At 71.8% G+C, this 17,121-nt stretch carries 17 protein-coding genes; 5 read left to right on the top strand and 12 right to left on the bottom strand.

Annotated features, from left to right (window positions below):
• Nucleotides 1–353 precede the first annotated feature (353 nt).
• The 4 genes from AQJ64_RS15430 (at nt 354) to secD (ending at nt 4,936) form a co-directional block, all read left to right on the top strand.
• A complete protein-coding gene (locus AQJ64_RS15430) occupies nt 354–1,430 on the top strand; it encodes a HAMP domain-containing sensor histidine kinase (protein WP_055638523.1) in 1,077 nt (358 codons plus the stop codon).
• A gap of 2 nt (nt 1,431–1,432) precedes the next feature.
• Nucleotides 1,433–2,128 (top strand): response regulator, encoded by a 696-nt coding sequence (locus AQJ64_RS15425; protein WP_055638522.1) that lies wholly within the window; start codon nt 1,433–1,435, stop codon nt 2,126–2,128.
• Nucleotides 2,129–2,173: 45 nt separating this feature from the next.
• Nucleotides 2,174–2,596, top strand: a complete 423-nt coding sequence (locus AQJ64_RS49045) for a hypothetical protein (protein ID WP_059202715.1) — start codon at nt 2,174–2,176, stop codon at nt 2,594–2,596.
• A 69-nt stretch (nt 2,597–2,665) separates the two neighbouring features.
• A complete protein-coding gene (gene secD / locus AQJ64_RS15415) occupies nt 2,666–4,936 on the top strand; it encodes a protein translocase subunit SecD (RefSeq protein WP_059202714.1) in 2,271 nt (756 codons plus the stop codon).
• A 268-nt stretch (nt 4,937–5,204) separates the two neighbouring features.
• Here secD and AQJ64_RS15410 read toward each other — a convergent pair whose 3' ends face one another.
• The 11 genes from AQJ64_RS15410 to AQJ64_RS50750 form a co-directional block, all read right to left on the bottom strand.
• Entirely contained in the window at nt 5,205–5,618 is a 414-nt protein-coding gene (locus AQJ64_RS15410) for a pyridoxamine 5'-phosphate oxidase family protein (RefSeq protein ID WP_055637186.1), read from the bottom strand.
• A 299-nt stretch (nt 5,619–5,917) separates the two neighbouring features.
• On the bottom strand, nt 5,918–6,922 hold the full coding sequence (locus AQJ64_RS15405) for a helix-turn-helix domain-containing protein (RefSeq protein WP_055637185.1): 1,005 nt from the start codon (nt 6,920–6,922) through the stop codon (nt 5,918–5,920).
• 165 nt (nt 6,923–7,087) lie between these two features.
• Nucleotides 7,088–7,861: a DUF5995 family protein gene (locus tag AQJ64_RS15400; RefSeq protein WP_055637184.1), complete on the bottom strand. Its 774-nt coding sequence runs from the start codon at nt 7,859–7,861 to the stop codon at nt 7,088–7,090.
• Nucleotides 7,862–7,919: 58 nt separating this feature from the next.
• Nucleotides 7,920–9,161 carry a cytochrome P450 gene (locus AQJ64_RS15395; RefSeq protein WP_055637189.1) on the bottom strand — a complete coding sequence of 414 codons (1,242 nt, stop codon included), beginning with the start codon at nt 9,159–9,161 and terminating at the stop codon, nt 7,920–7,922.
• A 19-nt stretch (nt 9,162–9,180) separates the two neighbouring features.
• Complete coding sequence (locus AQJ64_RS15390) at nt 9,181–10,260, bottom strand: fatty acid desaturase (protein WP_055637183.1); 1,080 nt, start codon at nt 10,258–10,260, stop codon at nt 9,181–9,183.
• Nucleotides 10,261–10,285: 25 nt separating this feature from the next.
• The gene (locus tag AQJ64_RS15385; RefSeq protein ID WP_055637182.1) at nt 10,286–10,582 is read right to left on the bottom strand and encodes an acyl carrier protein; all 297 of its coding nucleotides are present in this window, start codon (nt 10,580–10,582) and stop codon (nt 10,286–10,288) included.
• Nucleotides 10,569–11,513: an acyl-CoA desaturase gene (locus tag AQJ64_RS15380; protein WP_055637181.1), complete on the bottom strand. Its 945-nt coding sequence runs from the start codon at nt 11,511–11,513 to the stop codon at nt 10,569–10,571. The genes AQJ64_RS15385 and AQJ64_RS15380 overlap by 14 nt, the downstream gene beginning before the upstream one ends.
• Nucleotides 11,514–11,530: 17 nt before the next feature.
• The gene (locus tag AQJ64_RS15375) at nt 11,531–12,427 is read right to left on the bottom strand and encodes an acyl-CoA desaturase (RefSeq protein WP_055637180.1); all 897 of its coding nucleotides are present in this window, start codon (nt 12,425–12,427) and stop codon (nt 11,531–11,533) included.
• Entirely contained in the window at nt 12,417–14,222 is a 1,806-nt protein-coding gene (locus AQJ64_RS15370) for a fatty acyl-AMP ligase (RefSeq protein ID WP_240512860.1), read from the bottom strand. The genes AQJ64_RS15375 and AQJ64_RS15370 overlap by 11 nt, the downstream gene beginning before the upstream one ends.
• Nucleotides 14,223–14,383: 161 nt before the next feature.
• Complete coding sequence (locus AQJ64_RS50755; RefSeq protein WP_240512859.1) at nt 14,384–14,545, bottom strand: hypothetical protein; 162 nt, start codon at nt 14,543–14,545, stop codon at nt 14,384–14,386.
• Between the two features lie 50 nt (nt 14,546–14,595).
• Nucleotides 14,596–15,270, bottom strand: a complete 675-nt coding sequence (locus AQJ64_RS50750) for a bactofilin family protein (RefSeq protein ID WP_055637179.1) — start codon at nt 15,268–15,270, stop codon at nt 14,596–14,598.
• Nucleotides 15,271–16,439: 1,169 nt separating this feature from the next.
• Between AQJ64_RS50750 and AQJ64_RS15355 the strand changes: the two genes are divergently transcribed.
• Nucleotides 16,440–16,802: an SRPBCC family protein gene (locus tag AQJ64_RS15355; protein ID WP_338060009.1), complete on the top strand. Its 363-nt coding sequence runs from the start codon at nt 16,440–16,442 to the stop codon at nt 16,800–16,802.
• A gap of 37 nt (nt 16,803–16,839) precedes the next feature.
• Here the strand turns inward: AQJ64_RS15355 and AQJ64_RS15350 are convergent, their stop codons facing one another.
• The gene (locus AQJ64_RS15350) at nt 16,840–17,121 is read right to left on the bottom strand and encodes a hypothetical protein (protein ID WP_240512858.1); all 282 of its coding nucleotides are present in this window, start codon (nt 17,119–17,121) and stop codon (nt 16,840–16,842) included.

Below are 17,121 nucleotides of genomic sequence, written 5' to 3'. Positions count from 1 at the left end.
GGTTGGCCGGGCCCCGCCGTACGGACGGCGTGGAGCACCGGCCGTACCGAACGGCTCGGGTCGGCTCGGGTCGGGTTCGACTCTGCTCGGTGCCGCGGGGGAATCCCATCGGGCGCGGACCCCATTCGCCCCGGTACGGCGGTAACCACACGGTGACCGCGCGGGGCGGTGGATGGGGGGTGCGCGACGCGGGAAATGGGTGTCGGGCCCCATCGACCGCGTCCCCCGGGGCGGAGGAGGCTGGGGAAGGGTCGGTCACGTCCGTGTCCGGCGGTTCGCGCCCGGATGAGAGGTGCGCGAAGAGGTGCGCGAAGGGCCGATCGAGGTCGGGTCCCTGAAGGAGGAGCTTTCCCGTGTCGCTGTTCTGGCGGATCTTCGGGCTCAACGCCCTGGTGCTGGGCGCCGCCACGGCGCTGCTGCTGTGGGCGCCGGTGACCGTCTCGGTGCCGGTGCTGCTCACCGAGGCGGTCATCCTCGTCGGCGGTCTGGCCGTCATGCTGGTCGCCACCGGCACCCTGCTGCGCTGGGGCCTGGCCCCGCTGGGCCGGCTGACCCGGCTGATGACCACCGTCGACCTGCTGCGGCCGGGGCAGCGGCTGCCCGTTCCCGGCGCCGGCGGTGGCGGTGGCGGTGGCGGCGAGGTGTCCGAACTGATCCGGACCTTCAACGCCATGCTCGACCGGCTGGAGCACGAACGCGCCACCTCCAGCGCCCGGGCGCTGCTGGCCCAGGAGGCGGAGCGGCGTCGTATCGCCCAGGAACTGCACGACGAGGTCGGGCAGAGCATGACCGCGATCCTGCTGGTGCTCAAGCGGGCCGCGGACGACGCGCCGGGGCCGCTGCGCGAGGACCTTCGGCAGGCCCAGGAGATCACCCGGGAGAGCCTGGACGAGGTCCGGCGCCTGGTACGCCGTCTCCGGCCGGGCGTCCTGGAGGACCTGGGCCTGGTGAGCGCCCTGACCTCGCTCACGCAGGACTTCGCGACCCACACCGGACTGCATGTCGTACGCCGCTTCGACGCCGATCTGCCCGCGCTGGGCGAGGAGAGCGAGCTCGTGCTGTACCGGGTGGCTCAGGAGAGTCTGACCAACGCGGCCCGCCACGCGGACGCGCGCCGGGTGGAGGTGAGCCTGCGTCGGGCCGACGAGGCGGTGGTGCTGGAGATCGCCGACGACGGGCGGGGCATCGAGGCCGCCTGCGAGGGCGCCGGGATCCGCGGCATGCGGGAGCGGGCCCTGCTCGCCGGGGCCACCCTGGACATCGCCTCGACACCCGCCAGCCCCACCGCCGACGCCCCTGGCATCGGCATCGGCGTCGGCATCGGCATCGGCATCGGCATCGGCACAGCCACCGTCACCGCCACAACCACCGGCACAGCCACCGGCACCCGGATCCGTCTGATCACCCCCGTCCCCAGGAAGCGGCTCTGACCATGTCCGACGACATCCCTCCCGAACGCACTGCGGCTTCGGCAGCGTCGAAGCCGATCCGGATCCTGCTCGCCGACGACCACGCCCTCGTACGCCGCGGTGTACGCCTGATCCTCGACCGCGAGCCCGACCTGCGGGTCGTCGCGGAGGCCGGGGACGGTGCCGAGGCCGTCGAACAGGCCCGGAAGGGGGACGTCGACCTGGCCGTCCTCGACATCGCGATGCCGCGGCTGACCGGCCTGCAGGCCACCCGCGAACTGGTGGCGCTCAAGCCGGGCCTGCGGATCCTGATGCTGACCATGCACGACAACGAGCAGTACCTGTTCCAGGCGCTCAAGGCAGGAGCCTGCGGCTACGTACTGAAGTCGGTGGCCGACCGAGACCTGGTCGCCGCCTGCCGGGCGGCGATGCGCAACGAGCCGTTCCTCCACCCCGGCGCGGTCACCGCCCTGATCCGCACCTATCTGGACCGCGTCCGGCACGGCGAGGAGAACCCCGATCACCTGCTCACGCCACGCGAGGAGGAGGTCCTCAAGCTCGTCGCCGAGGGGCATTCCTCCAAGCAGATCGCCGAACTCCTGTTCATCAGCGTCAAGACCGTGCACCGCCACCGGGCCAACCTGCTGCACAAACTCGGCCTGCACGACCGGCTGGAGCTGACCCGCTACGCCATCCGCGCCGGTCTCATCGAGGCCTGACGCCCACCCGCCATCATCTCCGCATCATCGAGAAAGGGACGGTGCATGCGCCCGGCATCCCGCACCGTCCCGACCGCCGCCGGTCCCCGGCTCACCACCACGCTCACCACGCTCACCACGCTCCTCGCGTTCCTCGCCGTCCTGCTGGCGACGGTTCCGGCCGCCACCACACCCGCACCCGCACCCCGTCCGACCTCCGTAGCCGCGGGCATCGGGTGGCAGCCGGGCACCGGTCCCCGCGTGGACGACCCGTGCGCCGGCCCGTACGCGGCTCACGTCAGGTCCCCGTACGACCATCTCGGCGAGCGCCCGCACCCACCGGACCACCGCGCCACCCACCCCCGCCGTATCACCGCCGCCCCGGCTGCCGGGGCGGGCACGTCCCCGCCGCCCGCGTGCACTCCCGTCCTCCACGACCGGTCCGCGTACGACCGCGGCCGGGCCCCTCCCCCACCTCCTGGCACCTGAGACAGCCCATCCCCCTTCTCCTGTCGCGGCCGCCTGTGCCCGCCGCCGCGGCATGCCTGCCGGAGGCTCGTGTTGAAACGCCGGAAGAACTCCTCGCGCACCCGTGCGCTGCTCGCCCTCGCCGTGATCGTCGGATCGCTGGCCATCGCCCTCACCATGCCGGTCCGCCTCGGGCTCGATCTGCGCGGCGGCACCCAGATCCTGCTGGAGACCCGTTCCACCGACACCGCCGACGCCGGCCCGGACGCCACCGACCGCACCGTCGAGGTACTGCGGGGCCGCATCGACGCGCTGGGCGTCACCGAACCGACCCTGGTCCGCTCCGGCGACCACCGCATCCTCGTCGAACTGCCCGGCCTCCAGGATCCGGAAAAGGCCGCCGCCGTCCTGGGCCGCACCGCGCAGCTCACCGTCCACACCGTCCTCGGCACCGCCGACATCCCGACACCGCCGGCAGACGATGCCGATCCGGCCGATCCGGCCGATCCGGCCGATCCGGCCGAGGAGCGCGTCCTGCCGGACGGAGCCGGACAACTCCTGAGGCTGGAGGCCGCCGCCCTGACGGGGCGGCACGTCGAAGGCGCGGACGCCCGCTTCGACCAGCAGAGCGGGACCGGATGGCACGTCACCGTCGACTTCACCGACACCGGCCGCACCCGGTGGACGCAGGTCACGGCGGAGGCCGCCTGCCACCCGCCCGGCGACCCGCAGCGCCGGGTGGCCATCGTCCTCGACGACAAGATCGTCTCCTCGCCGCAGGTCGACCCGTCCGTGGCCTGCGGTGGGGGCATCCCGGGCGGCACCACGCAGATCACCGGCTCCTTCGACGACGCCGGGGCCCGCGAGCTGGCCCTGCTCATCTCCGGCGGCGCCCTGCCCGTGCCGGTCGAGACGGTGGAGCAGCGCACCGTCGGTGCCACCCTCGGCGACGCGGCCATCGCGGCGGCGGCCCGGGCCGCGATGGCCGGCACCGTGCTGACCGCCCTGTTCATCATCGCCGTCTACCGGCTCATGGGCCTGCTCGCGACCGTGGCCCTGGCCTGCTACGGCCTCATCTCGTACGCCGCCCTGGCCGCCGTCGGCGCCACCCTGACCCTGCCCGGCCTCGCCGGGTTCGTCCTGGCCATCGGTATGGCCGTGGACGCCAACGTCCTCGTCTTCGAACGGGCCCGCGAGGAGCACGCCGCCCGGACCCGGCCCAGCCCCCGCTCGGCGCTGACGGCCGGGTTCCGCGGCGCGCTGGGCGCGATCGCCGACTCCAACATCACCACGCTGATCGCCGCCGGGCTCCTGTTCGTCCTCGCCTCCGGACCGGTCCGCGGCTTCGGCATCACCCTCGGCATCGGCGTCCTCGCCTCCATGATCAGCGCCCTGGTCGTCACCCGGGTGCTCGCCGAGTACGCACTCGACCGCCCCGCGGCCCTCCGCCGACCGCACCTCACCGGCATCACCGACACCGGACGCGTCCGGGACGGGCTGCTGCGCCGCGACCCGTTCCTGATGCGCCGTCCGCGCCGCTGGCTGGTCGCCTCCGCCGTGCTCCTCGCCCTCGCCGCCTCGGGCATCCTGGCGCGCGGTCTCGACTTCGGCATCGATTTCACCGGAGGCCGGCTCATCGAGTACTCCACGACCGCTCCCGTCGACCCCGACCGGGCACGTGAGGCCCTCGGCCGGGCCGGCTTCCCGCACGCCATCGTCCAGTCCTCCGGCGACAACTCCCTCACGGTGCGCGCGGAGGAGCTGACCGATGCCCAGGAAGCCACGGTGACCGGCACGGTGAGCGGTCTCGGCGGCGGGACGGAGAAGGTCCGGGACGAGCTGATCGGTCCGAGCCTGGGCGAGGAGCTGCGCCGCAACGCCCTCGTCGCGCTCGGTCTCGCCCTGGGCGCCCAGTTGCTCTATCTGGCGGTGCGCTTCCGGTGGAGGTTCGCCACCGCGGCGGTCGGTGCGCTCGTCCACGACGTGGTGATCCTCGTCGGTGTCTTCGCCTGGCTGGGCAAGCCGATCGACGGCCTCTTCCTGGCGGCTCTGCTGACCGTCATCGGCTACTCGGTCAACGACTCCGTCGTCCTGTTCGACCGCATCCGCGAACTCCTCGCCCGCGACCGCACGGTGCCGCTGCCGCGGCTGACGAACCAGGCGATCCTGCAGACCCTCCCCCGCACCGTCAGCACCGGCACGGGCGCGGCCCTCATCCTCACCGCCCTGGCCGTCCTGGCGGACGGTACCCTCACCGACTTCGCCCTCGCCCTGCTCATCGGCCTGGCGGTCGGCACCTACTCCTCCGTCTTCACCGCGGCCCCTCTCACCCTCGGCTGCCCCGCGAAGAGGACACCGTGACCGTCACCCACCCCCCGGCCCCGTCGCGCGACACGCCCCGCCAGTCCGAGTGCGGCCGGCGCGTCGCCCCGTTGGTCAGGAGACTCGCGCGACCTGGGCGTCGTCCGGCAGACCAGCGACGATCTCGTCGTCATGCGCCACGGCCGGACCGTCGGGTCCGGCCCCGCCGCACAGGTCTTCCTCGACGACCCCCGGCACTACCGCACCCGCCGTCTGCTTCAGGCCGTCCCTCGCGGGAGTTCCGTCGTCCGGCCGGGGGCCGCGCCCGTCACCAGCCGGGCGGCCGCACGGTGCCCATCACCCGGGTCACGGTGATCTCGATGACCACACGCTCGGGGTTGGGGCGGGGCTGCCGGTAGCGCTCGGCGTAACGCCGTTCGGCCTCGGCGACGGATTCCGGGTCGTCCTTGACCAGCGCGGTGCCTTCGAGGGTGCACCAGCGGCGCCCCTCGACCTGGCTGACCGCGACCGTCGTGCCGGGGCCGGCCGCCCGGACGTTGCGGACCTTCCTGCTGCCGGCGCTGCTGATGACGCGTGCGACGCCGGCCTCCGGATCGAAGGTGACACCCACGGGGACGAGATGCGGACTGCCGTCCGGCCGGTGGGTGGTCAGGAAACAGATCCGTCGTTCCTGCCAGAAACGGTCATCCTCCGCCTCGGGCGGAGATACGTCGCTTGTCATGATGGTCCTTCGTAGAGCCGATGGCGCGCCCATTTTCACCCAGCCGGCGATGAGTCCGCCGCAAGGCACCCGGGGGGACGGTGGTGTGGCGGCCGAAGAACCCACCGGCCGGTTCGTCGGTGTGGGCGAGCAGCCGCCGAGCCTCCGGGGCGGGCGCGGCGCGTGGAGGCAGGGGAGCGTTCCAGCTCGGTGCGGCAACGGGCGTACACCTCGGCGCCGGCGGCCTGCGGATCGTCGCCTCCGTCCGCGTGGGGCAGCCGGTCGCCCTTGCGGGCTGCTCCCCCCGGAAGCAGCCCGCTCTACTGTCCACTCATCAGCGCCTGGTGCCGGTACTCCTTGGGCGAGAGCCCGTACGCGGCGCGGAAGGCGCGGGTGAAGTCGGAAGCGCGGGAGATGCCCCAGCGGGCGGCGACGGCGTGGATCGGCATGGTGCGCGCCAAGGGGTTCGCCAAGTCGCGGGCGGCGCCCTCCAGTCTCCGCTCGCGGATCCAGGCCGCGACGGTCTCGCCCTGTGTCTGCTGGGGGAAGATCCGGTGCAAGTAGCTGAGGGAGATGTGGTGGGCGGCGGCGATCACCGGTGGCGTGAGGTCCGGATCGTGCAGGTTCTGCCGGATGAACACCTGGATGTGTCGCGCCAGGACCTGCTGGCGGGACTCCGGCGCCAAGTCGGCCTCGGTGTCGAGTACTTGGGCACACCACGCCGACACCAGGTCCATGACGACCCCGCCCAGGCGGGGCGCGTCCGACGGCGGGAGGGTGTCGGCCTGCCGCTCCAGGCTGATGAGGAAATCCGCCAGCAGGGCGCCGAAGCCCTCCCGCCCCGGCAGTGCTCGGCCCAGCAACTCCCGTACCCGGTGCGGCGGCAGAGGAAGCCGCGCCTTGGGAAAGTCGACCCCCACCCCCTTCACGACACCCGGCTCGGGGCCGTCCGCCGACCCGATGCCGTACGGGCGGAGGTCGTAGGGCAGCGAGCTGTCGGTCAGGTGCAGATCACGTGGGCCGAACGAGTCGGTCCGCCCCGCGTGTTCGAGGGCCAGGCCGCCGTCGATCAGCAGCGTGAGGTGGTACAGCTCGGGGTCGGACTGGCGCACCAGTTTCGGGCTCCGCCAGTAGCGCGTCGGCAGGAACGACGTCGGCCACACGGTCACGGACCCCAGTTCCATCACCCGGCTGCGCGCCCAGAAGTCGGCGGCGTGCGTACTGGTGATGTGACTGGGCGACCGCATCCGGCCGACCATGTCCCGCCAATGGTCGAATCTGTCTTCGGTAGGTACGTCCTCACTCCGGAACACCGTCCCGATCATCCCGCCCCAACTCCGCTTTCCCGCCCGGCGCCCCCTTCTACATCCTTGCACGCGGAGATCGTCGACATCATCAGCGACCTCGGGGAACGGGCCGCTCGGCCGTCGGACCCCGGGGGCGAGGAGGGTGACCTCGTGCCGTCTCGCAATCCCTGCCCGCCCCGTCCCCTACCGGGCGGAGGGCCGCTGCATGGCGTGGTCGAGATGCCTGATGACGGCCGGCACGTCATCATTCTCCGTCCGCCGGATCAGCTCCAGGGCCGGGCGGACGACGCCGCCCGGGCGCGCTATCAACCGTGCGAGCACGGCCGCCCTGACGTCGAGCCGCTCGATGGTGGCCGCCTGCTCCGCTTCGTTCAGGCCGGCCAGCACAACGGCGTTGTGCCACGCCTCCTCGCGGGACTGGCGGACACTGAAGTCGAGGATCCGCTCGTCGGTGCGGGCCCCGACCTGGTCCAGCAGCGACAGGAACGGTGACAGGTCGCCGACCGAGTCCTGCACCGCGAGCACCACCCGCCCCAGGATGTCGTTGATCAGCAGAAAGTCGTGCCGCAGCGCGTGGATGTCCTCGCCCGGGGCGGTCCGCGCGGCCGCGAGGGCGAGGTCGAGGTTGATGTGCGCGTTCACGCCGAGCAGCAGGTGCTGGACGATGACGGTGTCGGCGTCGGCGAGCAGACCGAACGTCTGGCGCCAGCACCGCGGCCCGCTGCGGTCGCGGCGCCAGGCGTCGTACGCGTCGAAGTAGCGGTTGCCGAAGAGCGTGTCGAAGCGGTCCATCCGGGCGCCGTCCTCGAACAACCCGGCGTGAATGCCCGTACGGACCTCGACGGTCACCTGCCGGTACAGCGCCGCGAAGTACCCGATGCGGTCACCCGCGCGACGGGCCTCCCGCACGATCCCGGCCAGCCCGTCCACGACCTCGTCGATGTTCTCCGCTGTCACAGCCAACTCCCCCTCGTGGTCGATTCGTTCGGTTCCTGCTCCGGTGATCCGCCAGGCCCTAGGAGCCGAGGTCCACCTCCATGCGGGCGAAGCCGCGTGTCACGAGCTGGTCCCGGTAGGTGGGCGGGGCCGCGAGGGTCATACGGGGGAAACGGCGCAGGAGGACGGGTACGGCGGCCTCGACCTGCATCCTGGCGAACGCGGCGCCCAGGCAGTAGTGCGGGCCCAGACCGAAGGAGAGCGGCCGGTTGTCCCTCCGGGCGAGGTCGAAGGTCGCCGGGTCGGTGAACTGGCGGGGGTCGCGGTTGGCGGCGGCGAGGACCAGCAGTGCCCTGGTGCCGGCGGCGACGCGGTGGCCGTGGAAGTCGATGTCCGTCGCGGCGGCGCGGGTCAGGACGTGGTTCGGCGGGTCGATCCGCAGGGTCTCGGTGATGAAGGCCGCGGCGTGGTCGTGATCGGTGGTCATCCTCCGGCCCTCGGCGGGGCGGTTCAGTGCGAGGCGTACCGTGTTGCCGATCAGGTCGCTGGGGCTCTGCACGCCGGCGATGAGGAACATCACCAGGCTGGCGACGAGTTCCTCCTCGCTCAACGCTCCGCCGGCATCCCGGTCTCGTACCATCGCGCTGATCAGATCGTCCCCCGGGCGGCGCCGGCGTTCCCGCACCAGGTCGGCGAGACAGTCGACCAGTACGTCCATCCCCGCGTCGGCGGGCAGCAGTTCGTCACGGTCGAAGACGGGCTCGAAGGCCGTCGTGGTCGCGGTGATGGCGGTGCGCAGCGGCATACGGTCGGCCTCGGGGATGCCGAGCAGTTCTCCGGTGACGGTGATCGGGACACGGGTGGCGAACGCCTCGACCAGATCGACCGGGCCGCCGCCGTCGAGGGTGGCGAGGTGGGACGTCCAGCGCTCCGCCGCCTCGACCGCCGACCGGCGGCGCTCGGCGACCTGGCGCGGCGCGTAGGCCCAGCCCGCGAAGCGTCGCATGCGTTCGTGGTCGGGTGAGTTGCTGAACATCATGATCTTTGTGAGGCACTGCCACGAGGAGTGGTCGTTCATGCCGGTCGCCTCGTGCACGGCGGCGTCGGTGACCAGGAAACGGGAGTCGCGCAGGGCGGTGCAGATCTCGTCGTAGCCGAGTACGAGCGTGCCGGCCGGGCCCAGGGGGATCACCGGGCCGAGTTCCCACAGGGCGTCGTACAGGGGGTAGGGGTGGTGCTTTCCGGCCGGGGTGAACAGCTCGGAGAGGGCCTCGGCCGGGCCCATGACCGGCCCGGTCAGCTGGTGATCGGTCGCTGGCATGACCATGCCTCCATTGAAGTCACTGCGTCCTTCCCGGTGCTTCCTTCGCCGCCTCGAAGCCGGTGTAGAAGCCCGCTTCCGTGTCGTACAGGTGCAGGCTGCGCAGGATGCGCCACAGCCGGCCGAGCCTCAGCCGCTCCTCGCGGACCATTCCCGGGTGGGCGCTCTTCAGGGCGAGCTGTGCCTTCGGGAGGTTGTAGAACGGGATCGCCGGGGCCACGTGGTGCGCGGTGTGGACGGAGATGTTGTGGGTCAGGAACGACAGCACCCTCGGGTACGCGTAGTCCGTGGTGAGGAGCAGCCGCGCGGCGTTGCGGGTCCAGTGCTGCGAGGTCAGGAAGGGGACGTCGGCGGCGCTGTGGTGCATGAGGGTCGTGGCGCTGAACCACAGATGGGTCATCAGCCAGGGCAGCACGAAGTAGTACAGGAGGCCTCGTACGCCGGTGAACACCACGAGCGAGGACAGGCCGACGACGGCGACGGGCGCGGTGAAGGCGATGGACCGCCACACCTCGCGGCGCATCGACCGCTTGGGGAAGTAGCCGGGCCGGAAGCCCGACACGAACCAGTACCGGACCGTCCCGCCCCAGAAGGCCCAGGTGCGGGTGCCCGCGTAGACCGCTTTGGCGAAGGGGGAAAGGCGCCGGTAGGCGGCCGGGGGCAACGGCCGCCAGTCGGTGTCGAGTTCGAGGTTGTTGGTGTACGAGTGATGCAGATTGTGCACATGACGCCAGGAGTGGTACGGGTAGAGCAGCGGGAGCAGCGCGACGCTTCCCACGGCGGTGTTGAGGCGTCGTGACCGGGAGAAGGAGCCGTGGCCGCAGTCGTGCGCGATGCAGTGCATGCCCCAGCCGCCGAGGCCGGCCACGAACCACAGCGGGATGTCGAGCAGCCAGGAGGGGGAGAACACGACTCCGGTCATCGCCCCCGCGTAGAGGGCGAGGCTCACGGCGAGGCCGAGCAGTCCGCGGGCCGTGCGCGGGGTGAATAACTCGCGCGGGATCGACTCCGTCAGGTGCCGTCCTTCCAACGCCCGTGACTTGTCCAGGAACTCCTCGAACCGCCGGTCCGGGCTGGTCGGAATGCCGCTCAACGCCATGACGTCCTCGCTCTCGCTGTCGCCCTCAGTGGCTGTGCTCCTCGACGAGCCGCCGGCCGAGGTGGGCGGCGACGGCGTCGATGGAGGAGTGCTCGTACAACAGGGCGGGCGACAGCCGGAGTTCGACGAACTTCTCCAGCTTTCCGCACATCTGGATTCCGGCGCGGGAGTCGAGTCCGTAGTCCTCGAAGGCCCGGCTCGTGTCGACGGTGGAGGGCTCCACGGACAGCTTGTCCACCAGGTAGTCGACCATCCACGCGCGGATGGCCTCCTCGGTGACCGGGCCGTCGGAGGTGCGTGCGTTCTTGTCACGGCGAAACACGGTGGGGCTCCTGTCGTTTCTGGGCTATCCGTGCGGCTGAGGGCTCGTGCAGATTCCATACGATGTGCAGCCGGCCGAGGGCGGTCAGCACCCAGCCGCTGAGGTCGGGCTCCCACCACCGGGTGGCGTGGCGGTAGGACCCGGGAAAGGCGTGGTGGTTGTTCTGGAGGCCCTCGCCGAAGGTGAGGACGGCGACCCACCAGTTGTTGGTGCTCTTGTCCCCGTTGTCGAACGGCCTGCTGCCGAAGGCGTGGCAGAGCGACCCGACGCACCACGCGGCCTGGTTGGCGACGAAGATCCGGGCGAGGCCGCCGAAGACGAGCCCGGAGAAGGCGGACAGGGCCGTGTGCCCGACGGCGAGGCCGATCGCGGCCGGGAGGACGAGCCCCGCCGTCACCCAGGTCGGATAGAGCCGGTGGTGCAGGACCAGACGTCGCTCACGCAGGACGTCCGGCGCGTAGACGGACCACTTCGACGACTCGTCGCTGAGCATCCACGGCATGTGCGCGTACCACAGGCCGCGCAGCCGGGCCTTGAGGCCGGTGCCGTGCAGGTTGGGCGAGTGCGGGTCGCCCTCGCGGTCGGCGTACTTGTGGTGCCGCCGGTGGGTCGCCACCCAGAACAGCAGCGGGCCCTGCGCGGCCATGGATCCGGCGGCCATCAGGACGTCCTGGAACCAGGGCGAGGTCCTGAACGCCTTGTGGGCGAGGTACCGGTGCAGCCCGATGGTGACTCCGCCGAGGTGCACGCAGTAGAACACGCCGAACAGGACCAGATCGGTCACCGTGAACTGCCCGGTGACCAGCAGGTATCCGGCGGCGACGGTACCGAGGAGCGGAAGGACCATGGTGGTCAGCGCGGAGAATCTCTTGATCCGCAGGCTTCTCGGGTCGAGCCGGACGATGCCCGCCGGGGCGCTGACAGCCGACATGGTTCCCTCTCCCTCTTCTACCGGGCTTCCCGGGCCGCGCTCGTGCGCGCGGGGTAGCGGACGTCCGACACCAGTCCCGCTCGGTCCAGGAGGCTGATGACCCCGCCGGTGATGTCGAGCTGCCAGAAGCGGTGCCGGTTATGTGCCAGCGACGGCTGGGAGTGGTGGTTGTTGTGCCAGGACCCGCCCACCGAGACAGGCGCGAGGACGGCGAGGTTCTGGCTGGAGTCCCGGGTGTCGTACGGGCGGCGGCCCCGGGTGTGTCCCAGTGAGTTGACGGTCCACGTCACATGGTCGAGGACGAACATGCGGGCGAATCCGCCCCACAGGAGTCCGCCGAGCGCGTCCACGGGGCGGCCGGTCGCCGCCCAGCCCACTCCGGCCGGCAGGGCCAGCCCCAGGGCGATCCACCCGGCGTAGTAGCGGTCGACCGTGTGGACATGGCGATTGCGCAGCAGGTCGGGGACGAACTTGGCCCAGCCCTCCCGCCTAACGGTGAACAGCCATCCGACATGGCCGTGCCACAGGCCGCGCAGCACCGCCAGCCGTCCCTCCCCCCGCGGGCGCGGCGAGTGCGGATCGCCGTCCCGGTCGGCGAAGGCGTGGTGCTTGCGGTGCACCGACACCCAGAACAGGATCGGCCCCTGAGCCGCCATGCTGCCGGCGATGCCCCACAGGAAGGTCAGCACCGGGCCGGCGGAGAACGAGCGGTGCGAGAAGAACCGGTGCAGCCCGCCCTCGACCCCCAGCGAGGTGACGAGGTACATGCCGGTGAACAGCCCGAAGTGCAGCCACGACCAGCCGTGGTGGACGGTGAAGAGGATCGCGGCCACGAAACCGGCCGTGGATCCGCCGACCGTGGCGCAGGCGAGGGCGAGCGCGCGGTGATCCCTCGGCGGGGCTTCAGTGTCCATGGCGCGGCTCCCCGTCTGCGCAGGTGTCGGACGGTACGAGGACGCTGCCCAGGGTGCGCTCCGGATACGCCGACCGTGCCGCTCCCCGGCGGATCTTCCCGCTCGTGGTCAGGGGGATGGTGCCGATCCGCACGAGGTGCACCCCGGCCGGCCGAACGCCGTGCTCCGCGGCCACCGCCGCCAGCAACCTGCCGTGCAGGGAGTCGAGTTCGGCCCGGGTCCGGCGGCTGTCGCGTACCTCGGCGACCACGACGACGTGTTCCTCGGACGTGCCGCGCACCGCGAAGACGACCGAACGGTGGACGGACGGGTCGGCGCGGTCGACCGTGCGCTCGATGTCCTGGGGGTAGAGGTTGCGGCCGGCCACCACGAGCAGTCCGCTGATCCGGCCGGTGACGAAGAGTTCGCCGTCGCGCAGATAGCCGAGGTCACCGGTCCGCAGATACGTCTTGTCCGGACCGCTGTGCCGGCCCGCGCGGTCGGCGGGTGTCGCGCCGAACACCGTGGCGGTCGGCCCGGGTCTGCCGTGGTAGCCGACGGCGACATGGGGCCCGTGGACCCAGATCTCCCCGACCGTGCCGTCGGCCAGCACCCGGCCGGATTCGGGATCGACGACCAGGAGGTCGTGGCCCTCCGCCGGGACTCCGCAACCGACGATGGGCACCGCGTCGCCGCTCGGGTTCCCCTCCCGCTCGCGCGGGAGCTCGTCCCGGGTGACCGCCCGGCCACGTGACAGCGCCTCGCGGTCCACCCACTCGACGCCGAGGGCCGTCCCGGGCGCCTTGGCCGTCACGAGGAGCGTGGCCTCGGCGAGCCCGTAGCACGGGATCAGCGTCTCCTCCTGGTAGCCCAGGGGCGCGAACCGCTTCCGGAAGGCGTCGAGCGTGTCGAGGGCGACCGGCTCGGAGCCGCAGAAGACCTGCCGGAGCGACGACAGGTCCACACCGGCCAGGTCCTCGTCGTCCACGGTGTCCGCGCAGAGCTGGAAGGCGAAGTTCGGCGCCACGGTGATGGTCACCCGGTGGTCGGTGATCGCCCGGAGCCAGCGGGCCGGCTGCTGGACGAAGTGCTCCGGCGTCATCATCAGCAGCGGCCAGCCGCCGTGAAGCGCCAGCATGATCGTTCCGATGAGCCCCATGTCGTGGTACGGCGGCAACCAGGTCAACCCGACGCGATCGTCCTCCGCGCCGATGTGCCGGCCGATGGAGTGGCAGTTGCTCATCAGGTTGGCGTGTGTCAGCTCGACGCCCTTCGGGTCGCCGGTCGAGCCGGAGGAGTACTGGATGAGCGCCGTGTCCGTCGGCCGCACCGGATCGTGGGGCGCCGTCGGGCCGGGCGGGTCGGCCCCCTGCGAAGAAGGCGCGTCGTCCAGCGGGATCAAGGGGGGCAGCGCTTCCCCGGCGTCCGTCACCCCGGCGAATCGCCGCTCGTGCCGGGAGTCGGCCAGAATCGCGCCCGGCACACAGTCGGCCAGGATCGAACGGAGCCGGGTCACGGCCCGCCGGTTGGTCGGTGGAAAGGCCGGGACGGCCGTCGCACCGGCCTGGAGTACGCCCAACAGCCCCGCCACGAAGGGCAGTCCGGGCCGACCGGCCAGCACCACCCGGCCGCCGCGGTGCCCTCCGGCCCGCAGCCGCGCGGTCACGGCGTCGGCGTGCCGCTTCAGCTCCGCGTAGGTCCACGTCTCGACCCGGTCACTGGTCCCGTCGGCCAGAAAGCGGAACGCCGGGCGGTGGGGCGTTAATCGGGCCCGGACACCGAGGACGCCGGTGAGTGTCGCATCCGGCCGGGACAAGTACGGCGAGATCCGTGAGCGCGTTCGCTCCCGCTGCCGGGGCGCGGTCCCCTGTTCCACCGAACCCCTTCCCAGAGCCGCCGGGTTGAGGCGCTCCCACTTCAGAAGACAGCGGTCGATCAAGTGAGGCCGACACTGTAACTTCTTCAACTTCCGCTTGACTACACGTAGTCCCTCCACTGAGGAGGGGTCAGAACGGCCGGTTCCGTGCCGTACGCGACGGCCAGTCGCCCGTCCGGTGTCACCTCGACCGCGTTCACCTTGGCGGGGAACACCAGACTCTCCCCGATCCGCTCCCCCGTCACCGCGTCCCACGCCCGCACCGTTGCGTCCCAGCTCCCGGCGACGGCGTCCGGGCGTCCGGGCGTCGTGCCTAGACCGGGGCGGCACCCGCCGACGTCGCGCGCACACCGGGGCGCAGCACGGGGCGTCCCGCGCGCAGTGCCTCGCCGATCTTGTGTTCGTCCGCTCGGTCGTCGCGGTCGAGCAGTTCGGGCAGCACGATGTCATCCAGTTCGTCAGGGGTGAGGTCGACCGGGCAGGTGGTCCGGTACGTGTCGGCTATGAGCAGGGCGTCCGGCCGCCGGGCGAAGTCCAGGTTGAAGTACAGGGTGCTGATCACGACCTGGGCCCGGACCAGGCCCTTGACCGTCAGAAATCCACCGTCGTCGCCGTGGTGTCCCTGGACGCCTCCGGTGACGGTGAGGTCGCCCCGGACCACCACGTCCGGGCATCCCGACAGCAGCACATTGCGCGCCCGTACGTTCCCCGTGACCAGCAGGAAGGTGCCGCCGGCGGAGTCCCACCACTCCAGATCCCCGTCGACGGTCAGATCACCGTCCACGATCACATTGCACGGTGACCAGTCGCCGTCGCCCTCCCGCTCCAGGTTCCCCACCACGTGCAGCGGACCCTCGTACAGCCGGATCTCCTGCTCATCGGCGAAATCCTCGTAGGGATAGACGAGGTCGGCACCGGCGTCGAAGCGCGCCTCGGCCTCATCGGCGGTGATGACGCGGTAGCCCGAGGGGGAAGTTGCCCTGTTCATGGGACGGGACGCTACAACCCGCCACTGACACCCACCCCTGCTGCCCACGGGCATCGCCCGTCGACGGCGCGGCTCACGGCGTCGCGCGGCACGCCGGCCGATCGTCTCCCGTGCCCCCCCGGCCACCCCGTGGACACATGTCGTGACCGGGCCTCCCGTCCGTCGCCCAGCGGCCGGTCACTCGATGCGGAACCCTCCTGAGGTGCGCGGGAAGGCGGCGAAGTCCGTGACGTTCTGGGTGTCGAACGCATACTGCTCGCGTGGTTCGACGGTCCCGGGACTTGTCGAGTCCGCAGTGGACGCCGAGTCTGTCGGTGCGGTACCCGCGCCCCTCGCACAGGTCGCAGTCCGGCTGCGGCAGCGCGGAAGGCGTTCCTCGCGCTGAGCCTCGGACCTCGCGAGCGGACGCCGCTCGTGATGATCACCGACGACGACTGCGGTGTCACGGAGGAGTGGACGCGGACCTGGAACGAGGCCGAGCCTTCCGCACCCCCATCCTCGAGATCACCGCCATCCGCACCGAACCCGGCGCCGCCCCGACCACGATGGCGGTCACCGCCGCGCCGAAACTCAGCCCGAACCGGACCGCACTGAAACCGAGCAGGACGATCGGGTCCGCGCGGCGTCACCGGACGCGGTGATCCACCAGCTCACCGACCTCTCCGACCTCTCCGCCCCGGACGGGACCGCCAACGGCCGGCTGCGCCGTGAGGGCACCCGGAACCTGGGGAGACGGCGGTCGTACTGCGCTACGGCCTGCTACGCACGGGGCGGCGCGCTCGCGGCGGCACTGGCCGGGCGGACCGGTCAACGTCGTGGACGACGAGCCCGCCCCCCGCGCACGCGTGGCTTCCGGTCCTGGCCCGAGCGCTCGCCGTGCCCGCGCCCGAGCCGCTGGCGGGCCGACAGGAACGGGAACGCGGCGCGCTCAACGCGCTTGCGCGCGGCCGGGGTTGGCTGCCCGAGCGGCCGGCCTGGCGGACCGGCTTCGCCGATCGGCTCGGCCGGCGGTGATCCGGCGCCGCAGCGGGAGACCGGGCTCCCGGGTGGAGCGTACCGTGTGGCGCGTGAAGTCTGTCACCGTGTCGATCGACGTACCGCAGACGCCCGAGCAGGCCTACGACTTCCTCGATGTCATGTCGCACCACGAGCGATTCACCGACCACTAGCTGACCGGCTGGCGCTACGACGGCCCGGGCCGCGGCGTCGGGTCGCGCGCCACCGTCACCGTCGCGCTGGGCGGTGTGCGGTCCGACGTCGACATCGAGGTCGTCGAGGCCGACCCGCCGCGGCGCCTCGTCGAACGCAACGTCAGCGCGGCCGGCCGGCGTCTGGCCCACGGCACGTACACGATCGAAGCACTGCCCGGCGGCGGCAGCCGTGTCGCGTTCACGTACGCCTGGGTGCGCGCCCCGCTGGCCGACCGGCTGCTGGCCCCGGTCGTACGGTCCACGATGCGGCGCGCCAACCGCACCGTGATGCGGCGCCTGGCCACCGAGCTGGCGCGTCACGGGTCCACCGGTGGCGCCTGACGGCGGTGTCCGTGTGCGGTGACCGAGGCGCTCCGGGTCAGGCCTCCTCGGCGGGCTCCTCGGTCTTCGCGGTCTCCTCCTGAGCCATGCGCAGGAAGCGCCGGATCGCCTCGGGCGCCATGTCGAGTCCCTCGGACGCGGACTTCTCGTCGCCGAACACCTGCACCGCCTCGGCGACCGCCACGGCCAGTTCGGACTCCGCCTTGCGGACCTTGGCCTCGGCCTTGTCCACCGTGTCGACCACCGAGAGCTGGCGGCGCTGCTTCTCCTGGAGCCTCTGCTTGCGGGAGAGCGTCTTGTCAGAATTCTGCACAGTCAC

The organism is Streptomyces griseoruber (genome assembly GCF_001514205.1).
GTDB classification, from domain to species: Bacteria; Actinomycetota; Actinomycetes; order Streptomycetales; family Streptomycetaceae; genus Streptomyces; species Streptomyces griseoruber.
The sequence above is the reverse complement of the archived record's forward strand: the minus strand, read 5'-3'. Positions and strand labels throughout refer to the sequence as shown.

What these genes read in the sequence shown, in the direction of transcription:
- AQJ64_RS15425 (WP_055638522.1), top strand. Translation starts at nt 1,433, where the DNA reads ATGTCCGACGACATCCCTCCCGAACGCACTGCGGCTTCGGCAGCGTCG.
- AQJ64_RS49045 (WP_059202715.1), top strand. Translation starts at nt 2,174, where the DNA reads ATGCGCCCGGCATCCCGCACCGTCCCGACCGCCGCCGGTCCCCGGCTC.
- AQJ64_RS15410 (WP_055637186.1), bottom strand. Translation starts at nt 5,618, where the DNA reads ATGACAAGCGACGTATCTCCGCCCGAGGCGGAGGATGACCGTTTCTGG.
- AQJ64_RS15405 (WP_055637185.1), bottom strand. Translation starts at nt 6,922, where the DNA reads ATGATCGGGACGGTGTTCCGGAGTGAGGACGTACCTACCGAAGACAGA.
- AQJ64_RS15395 (WP_055637189.1), bottom strand. Translation starts at nt 9,161, where the DNA reads ATGCCAGCGACCGATCACCAGCTGACCGGGCCGGTCATGGGCCCGGCC.
- AQJ64_RS15390 (WP_055637183.1), bottom strand. Translation starts at nt 10,260, where the DNA reads ATGGCGTTGAGCGGCATTCCGACCAGCCCGGACCGGCGGTTCGAGGAG.
- AQJ64_RS15380 (WP_055637181.1), bottom strand. Translation starts at nt 11,513, where the DNA reads ATGTCGGCTGTCAGCGCCCCGGCGGGCATCGTCCGGCTCGACCCGAGA.
- AQJ64_RS15375 (WP_055637180.1), bottom strand. Translation starts at nt 12,427, where the DNA reads ATGGACACTGAAGCCCCGCCGAGGGATCACCGCGCGCTCGCCCTCGCC.
- AQJ64_RS50750 (WP_055637179.1), bottom strand. Translation starts at nt 15,270, where the DNA reads ATGAACAGGGCAACTTCCCCCTCGGGCTACCGCGTCATCACCGCCGAT.